The organism is Pseudoalteromonas sp. DY56-GL22, assembly GCF_041414715.1.
In the GTDB taxonomy this organism is placed as follows: Bacteria; Pseudomonadota; Gammaproteobacteria; order Enterobacterales; family Alteromonadaceae; genus Pseudoalteromonas; species Pseudoalteromonas simplex.
This window is the reverse complement of sequence record NZ_JANHZR010000006.1, coordinates 307,832-314,090: the sequence shown is the minus strand read 5'-3', so window position 1 is coordinate 314,090 and position 6,259 is coordinate 307,832. Positions and strand designations below refer to the sequence as shown.

Below are 6,259 nucleotides of genomic sequence, written 5' to 3'. Positions count from 1 at the left end.
TGGCTCTGTAATGATTGTTTTGGGTGTTTAGAGCGGCTTGTGATCCAACTAAAGCCAAGTTGCTTTAGAATTTTATAAACATGATTTAAGTGGTAATGAACACCAAATTCAGTATGAATGTAATGCACAATGTCTTCACCGGTAAGGCGGCCACCACGTAGTTCTGTGTTCGTGCGCTTTATAAATTCAGACAGTTGTTCAAGTTGCCGCTGTTGCAGCCTTGATGGACGTCCTTGAATAGGCTTATTGTCTAAACCATCAAGCCCATACTCTAGGTAACTAGAAACCCATTTATTCACACTACTTCTTGCAGTGTTTAGACGTTTTGCAATATCGGTTCGGCTATTACCCTCATAAAATAAAGACACTGCGAGCAATCGCATGCGTTTTCGTGCGTTTGGTTCTTTACGAGAAAGCGCTAAAAGTTGTTCAGATATGTTTGGGTTCAATGTTAATAACCAGTGATTTTATATAGCCTATATTAGATCAGATATTTAAGCGGAATGGTATAACAGCTTGGCGATCTCTAAAATGGCTTACTTCACCTTGCGCTAATTCGTCTTTTATTAATGAACTTTACCTCTTCATTGTGCATGACGAATTACCACGCTGTTGGGTTTCGCTTCGCTCTACCCAACCTACGGCAGATTTCCAAACTTTACTCTTGCAACTTTCCTCTCGCTAACTTTATTCTCGCAACTCACTTACACTGCTCTATCTCTTTCACATCGCCGCGGCCATCGCTTAGGTAGCATTGTTCTAGCAACGAGCAGTAGCAGATCTCAGTTTTAATATTAAAGCGTTGGTCATTTACCTTGTCCCACTGAGTTGCATTGAAGCCTGTTTTCTTAAAACCAAAAAGATTAAGTTCAGCGCCTGAGGCTAATAATCGGTTATTACTAACGCCGGTATACAACCAACCAAATTTTTCAAAGAAATTGATCTCTGGTGACTCATTTTGCAACTTATTTAATTGCTCTTGGTAAGCATAGATATCAAAGCAGCAGTCCTTTATTACTTCAAATATCTCTGTATAAGACTTTTCATCGTGGAAGAATTTAACGTATTTAATAATGGCTGGGCCTGATCCTGAGTTTTTAATGTAAAAAGTAATTTCTTCAGAATTTTTTTCTTCATTAAAATTCCCCGTCATTACTTCGAGCCATGGCCAGGTTGCGGCTTTTACTTGTCGTTCTGCGGCGCTGGCTTGCAAGTAAGTGGCATAAAAAGAGGCTGCGGAGATAATAATGGCGCAGAGTGCGAGAAATAGGTTTAGCCGCTCGTTGGTAAACCATCCATTGCGCTGAGTGTTTTGCTGGGTGGTCTTTGTCTGCTCTTCAACGTTGGAGTCTTGCTCTGATTTAACGGTTGAACAGCTTGCGTCCTGTTGCTGATTATCCATAATTTTTAATTGTTGTTTTTATAGACTAATAAAGATACAACTTTAATTGGATAGATAAAAGAGACAGGGAGTAAAACTCCCTGATTTGGTATTAACTATTTGAGATAAATACGGTGAGCTTTTCACCCACTCTTAAGCTATCTCTTGAAAGGTTATTCCATTGTTTGAGTTTAGTGATACTGACTTTGTATTGCTTTGCTATCTTCCAAAGGCTATCGCCAGATTTCACCTTATATTCGATTTGCTGATCAGCCAATTGTGGCAATATCAGTTTTTGACCAATACGGATAGTGTTTGTTTTTAGGTTATTGAAGGTTTTCAGTTGGCTAACTGTTACTTTATAGTTTTTTGCAATCACACTTAAGCTATCACCGCGTTTAACAGTGTAATGTTGCCACTGGCTATAATCATTGCTCTTTTGATTAGCTAATAGAGTTTGATAACTTGCTTGCTGATCTTTGGGAACCACAATATGTGGCGCATCAATCACTGCTGGGTATCGGATAACACCATGGTTTAGCTCTTCAAGCTCTTGCCATTTCGCTTTGTCTGCCAAGATCACTGCACCAGTTACTGGTAAGGTCGCAATAGCCTGCTCATTCTTAATGGCAGGGAATATCATCTTTTGGTGCTTTAATAATTGTGCTGCGGCCAGTAACTTAGGCACGTATTGTTTGGTTTGCGATGGTAGTTTTAAGTTAAAGAAGTCCGTCGACTTACCTTGTTTTTTATTACGAGCAATTGCCTGTAATACACGCCCTTCACCGATATTATAGGCAGCAATAGCATGATACCAATCGCCATCAAAGCGTTTATAAAGGTATTCCATAAAATCCAAAGCTGCGCGGGTGCTGTCGATCACATCTTGGCGACCATCATACCAAGGGGTAATTTTTACTTTGAAGTATTTGGCGATTGAGGGGGTGAGTTGCCATAAACCCGATGCATGTTTGTGCGAATAGGCACTGGCATCAAAATCGCTCTCTATAAGCGGCATTAGAGCGAGTTCTATTGGTAAGTCGCGGTTTTCTACTTCTGTGACGATATGATACAAATACGGCGCTGCACGGCGGCTTATTTCTTCCATGTAATTTGGATGAGTAAGGTACCAAGCAATGCGCTTTTGCACATCAGGATGACTTGAATCGCTAAACAGCAGTTGAATGCGAATACGCTGCCATACGTCATCTAGTTCACTTGGTTTGAGCGGTGTCACCGCGTCTACTTGTGCTGTTTTAGCTTCTGCAACCACAGTACCTGGATTGGCTTTGATGGTAGGCTTCTTTTCGGGAAGTGACTCAGGGGCAGTCTGACAGCCTGTTACAATAAGAGAAACAACAACAAGGCCTAAAAATCGATTTAAAAACACGTATTAAAATACTCCGTTAACTTAGGTGCGGGTAAACTAAAGCGCCTAAGCTTAACATAGGGTGAGCTAAAAATGACCATTAGATTAACAGCTCGCTAACTTACTCACCCAATTGAAATTAAAACGAAATACTAACTTGTAACCCAGCATAACCATGGTTTTGTGCTTCCCAATAGCGGCTGTCTATTTCTCGGGCTCTGGCATAGATCTCTATTCTGAATGGCTTTGAGTCCACGCCCATGCCCACACCAACATAGCCATCAATTTTATTGTGGTCGTCATCATAGCGGTCTCTGTAGTCGTGGTCATCGCGGTCGTCGTATACAGCAAGCTCAATTAAATCTAAGCCCACTTCGCCATAGACAAAAAAGTCGCTGAAATAACCAAATTTGATGCCGCTATCTAAGGTGAGAAATGTCTCCCGATCACCTTTTTTAGTAAATACTTCTGCTGAGCCTAGTGCCGTTGTAAATGCTGCGCCGAAATTACTGTAGTTATTTTTAGCCATAACTTCGATGCCGGCTGAGGTGATTGAATCAGTACTATTATGCTCTGATTTAACAAACAGGTTCATATTAGGGCTGTCATAAATACCAGCAAAGCTTGTAGCAGGAATGAAGGCAAGTGAAGAAAACAGTGCTAAGGCGAGATGCTTCATATTGGTTAGTCCATTAAACGTTAATGGGTACATGATATCAAACAGCGCCTTAGCAAATTGTAAGTAAGTGTTCTAACTATGTAAGTTAACCGAACACGCAGCGAAAGCAGGCTCCTTGCTGGCGTTTGATATAAACCAGATCGCCGCCATGATTGAGCATGATCTGGCGCGATAAACTTAAGCCTATTCCTGAACCTTGTTGCTTGGTAGTAAAAAATGGCACAAAAATCATCTCAATCACATGATCGCTGATACCTGTACCATTGTCACTGACCTCTAAATACAGTTGCTGATTAGCATTTTGTGCAATGCTTACCTCAATGCACTTTGCTGACTTTGAAGTATTTAACTGCTTAAGGACATCAAGGGCATTGGTAAGCAGGTTTATTATTACTTGTTCAACTTGGCCTCTATCTATCATTACTAACTGTTGGCTTTGCACCGACAAATTCAACGAAATATTAAGCTGCTTAGCTTGTTGAGAGTGCAGAGCGACAACTTGCTTGGCAAGATCTGCCAGAATATGTGGCTGTAAGTGTGGGGCGGGTAAGCTACTAACCTTTTTAAATTGCGCTATAAATTCCCCTAAATGCTCGGTTCGTGATGCGAGTGTTGTTAGGGCGAGTTGCAAGTCTTGTTTATCTTCCTGATCATCAAAACTAAGCTCATTTGGCAGCAGTGCCGTACAAGTTTGCGCTAAAGAAGAAAGTGGTGTAATCGAATTAGCAATTTCATGGGTTAGTACTTTTGTAAGTCGCTTATAAGCTTGTTGCTCTTTTAATTGCAGCTGATCATGAATCGATTGCAAACTGATCACTTTACGAACTTTACCTTGGATTTCGGCAATACTGATCTGCACAGATAACGTATCATGCTGCTCACCATTTTGCCATGGCACGGTATTACGGCTATTTTGCTTTGCGTCTTGGACTAGGTTGGCTATTACACCTAAATCATCGATGTGCTTTACAGCTTGTCCAAGTAAACGGCTGACCGCCGGATTGCTTTCAATAATAGTGCCTTGTTCGTCACATACTAATACTGCTAAATCGATATGAATTAACAGCGCTTGTAAGAACTGGGCTTGTTGCTCTGCATTAAAACGCGCAGCCTGAATTTGTTGTTTAACCTGCTCAAATTGCTGCTGCATAGGGTGTTGGTCGCCAAAGCCTAATGTGCTGTCTCCATTCGCTAAAGCGCGAAACACCATATCTGCACGCCTTGTTTGGCGTTTAAATAAATTAAAAATTTGCGCGGCACATACCAAATTTAAAATAACTAAAAGTGCCGAAATTGCAGAAAACCCGCTTTGCTCTACTTGCCAAAACAAAGCTATTGATAAACCAATTAGTGCAGCTAATAGGCCGGCTAAGCTAATAAAATTTCGCATCGATTAAAGTCCGTATTTTTCTAAACGACGATACATGGCTCCGCGTGTTAGGCCGAGCGCTTTTGCTGCATGACTCACGTTCCCTTGAAAATGCTTTAAAGCTGCACGAACGGTTCTTTGCTCGATGATTTCGAGATCAAAAGTGTCGTAGTCAGTGGCGTTTGAAGAGAGCTCACTTGTGCTAACAGCAGCATTTGATGAGCTTATCACTGAGCTTATATCGAGCTCTGAGCCTTCTGAGAGGATGACTGCTCGCTCAATTGCATGCGCAAGTTCACGGACATTGCCAGGCCAATGATACTGACTTAAACGTGTCATATCAGATGCCGCAATCGAGAGCTCACGTTTGTATTTATGTGCAAAGTGCTGCAAGTAGTAGTTACACAGTAATGGAATGTCTTCACTGCGCTCACGCAGAGCTGGCAAACGGATCTCTACGGTATTAACACGGTACAGTAAGTCTTGCCTAAATTTGCCTTCAGTAACTGCTTGTTCGAGGTTTTCATTCGTTGCACAGATCAAACGAATATCAATATCGATGACTTTTGAACCACCAACCGGTGTTATTTGCCTGTTTTGTAGTGCTGCGAGCAGTTTAACTTGTTGGTTAAGCGGTAAATTACCTAGCTCGTCTAAAAATAAACTACCACCATGGGCCAGCTCAAATCGGCCAATGCGATCTTCTTTGGCTCCGGTAAACGCCCCTTTTTTATGGCCAAATAGTTCGCTTTCAAACAGGCTTTCGGCTAGTGAGCCCATGTCTAGGCTTATGAAGGGTTGGCTTTGGCGCTGGCTTGCATTGTGGATTGCATGTGCGGTGAGCTCTTTACCGGTGCCACTTTCGCCACTAATCAATATGTTGGCATCTGTGTTGGCTGCTTTGTCGATAACCGAAAAAACCTGCTGCATGGCATCACTTTGGCCTAAAAACTCAAATGGTTGATTGCCGATTGACTGCTGCAAGGCCTGCTTTTGTTTTGTGAGCTTACCAACTTGCTGCTTGTCTTTAGCGTGTGAAAATGCCGCTGCAACAGCTCCGAGTAATTGCTCATTTTGCCAAGGCTTGGCAATAAAGTCAGAGGCACCGGCTTTAATTGCTTCGACCGCTAGCTGAATATCGCTGTAGGCCGTCATAAGCAGTACCGCAATGTTAGCGTCTTGGCTCATGATTTTTTTTAGCCAGTAGAATCCTTCTTTGCCACTAATTGAGTCTTGCGTGAAGTTCATATCGAGTAACACAACATCTATAGCTTGATCCGCCTCATGCTGTGCGTTAATGATAGCTTCGATATCAAAGGGGTTATCTGTGGTTTTTACAACCTGATAATGCTGCTTTAAAAGTAATCGTGCGGCGATAAGTACGTCGGGGTTATCATCGACGATAAGAATTGATCCTGCTTGTTTCATAGCTATTTATTATTATTCCTTTATGGGAACACT

At 41.9% G+C, this 6,259-nt stretch carries 6 protein-coding genes; all 6 read right to left on the bottom strand.

Features of this window, described 5'->3' with window-relative positions; all coding sequences use genetic code 11:
* A partial coding sequence (locus NO991_RS15075; RefSeq protein ID WP_371352166.1) for a transposase occupies positions 1 to 449 on the bottom strand: 449 nt, incomplete at its 3' end.
* A 251-nt stretch (positions 450 to 700) separates the two neighbouring features.
* The gene (locus NO991_RS15070) at positions 701 to 1,402 is read right to left on the bottom strand and encodes a hypothetical protein (protein WP_371352165.1); all 702 of its coding nucleotides are present in this window, start codon (positions 1,400 to 1,402) and stop codon (positions 701 to 703) included.
* Positions 1,403 to 1,493: 91 nt separating this feature from the next.
* Complete coding sequence (locus NO991_RS15065; protein ID WP_371352164.1) at positions 1,494 to 2,771, bottom strand: LysM peptidoglycan-binding domain-containing protein; 1,278 nt, start codon at positions 2,769 to 2,771, stop codon at positions 1,494 to 1,496.
* Positions 2,772 to 2,889: 118 nt separating this feature from the next.
* On the bottom strand, positions 2,890 to 3,429 hold the full coding sequence (locus NO991_RS15060) for a hypothetical protein (protein WP_371352163.1): 540 nt from the start codon (positions 3,427 to 3,429) through the stop codon (positions 2,890 to 2,892).
* A gap of 85 nt (positions 3,430 to 3,514) precedes the next feature.
* Positions 3,515 to 4,819: a PAS domain-containing sensor histidine kinase gene (locus tag NO991_RS15055; RefSeq protein ID WP_371352162.1), complete on the bottom strand. Its 1,305-nt coding sequence runs from the start codon at positions 4,817 to 4,819 to the stop codon at positions 3,515 to 3,517.
* Positions 4,820 to 4,822: 3 nt separating this feature from the next.
* Positions 4,823 to 6,226, bottom strand: a complete 1,404-nt coding sequence (locus NO991_RS15050) for a sigma-54-dependent transcriptional regulator (protein ID WP_371352161.1) — start codon at positions 6,224 to 6,226, stop codon at positions 4,823 to 4,825.
* Positions 6,227 to 6,259: the final 33 nt, after the last annotated feature.

What these genes read in the sequence shown, in the direction of transcription:
- NO991_RS15060 (WP_371352163.1), bottom strand. Translation starts at nt 3,429, where the DNA reads ATGAAGCATCTCGCCTTAGCACTGTTTTCTTCACTTGCCTTCATTCCT.
- NO991_RS15050 (WP_371352161.1), bottom strand. Translation starts at nt 6,226, where the DNA reads ATGAAACAAGCAGGATCAATTCTTATCGTCGATGATAACCCCGACGTA.
- NO991_RS15055 (WP_371352162.1), bottom strand. Translation starts at nt 4,819, where the DNA reads ATGCGAAATTTTATTAGCTTAGCCGGCCTATTAGCTGCACTAATTGGT.
- NO991_RS15070 (WP_371352165.1), bottom strand. Translation starts at nt 1,402, where the DNA reads ATGGATAATCAGCAACAGGACGCAAGCTGTTCAACCGTTAAATCAGAG.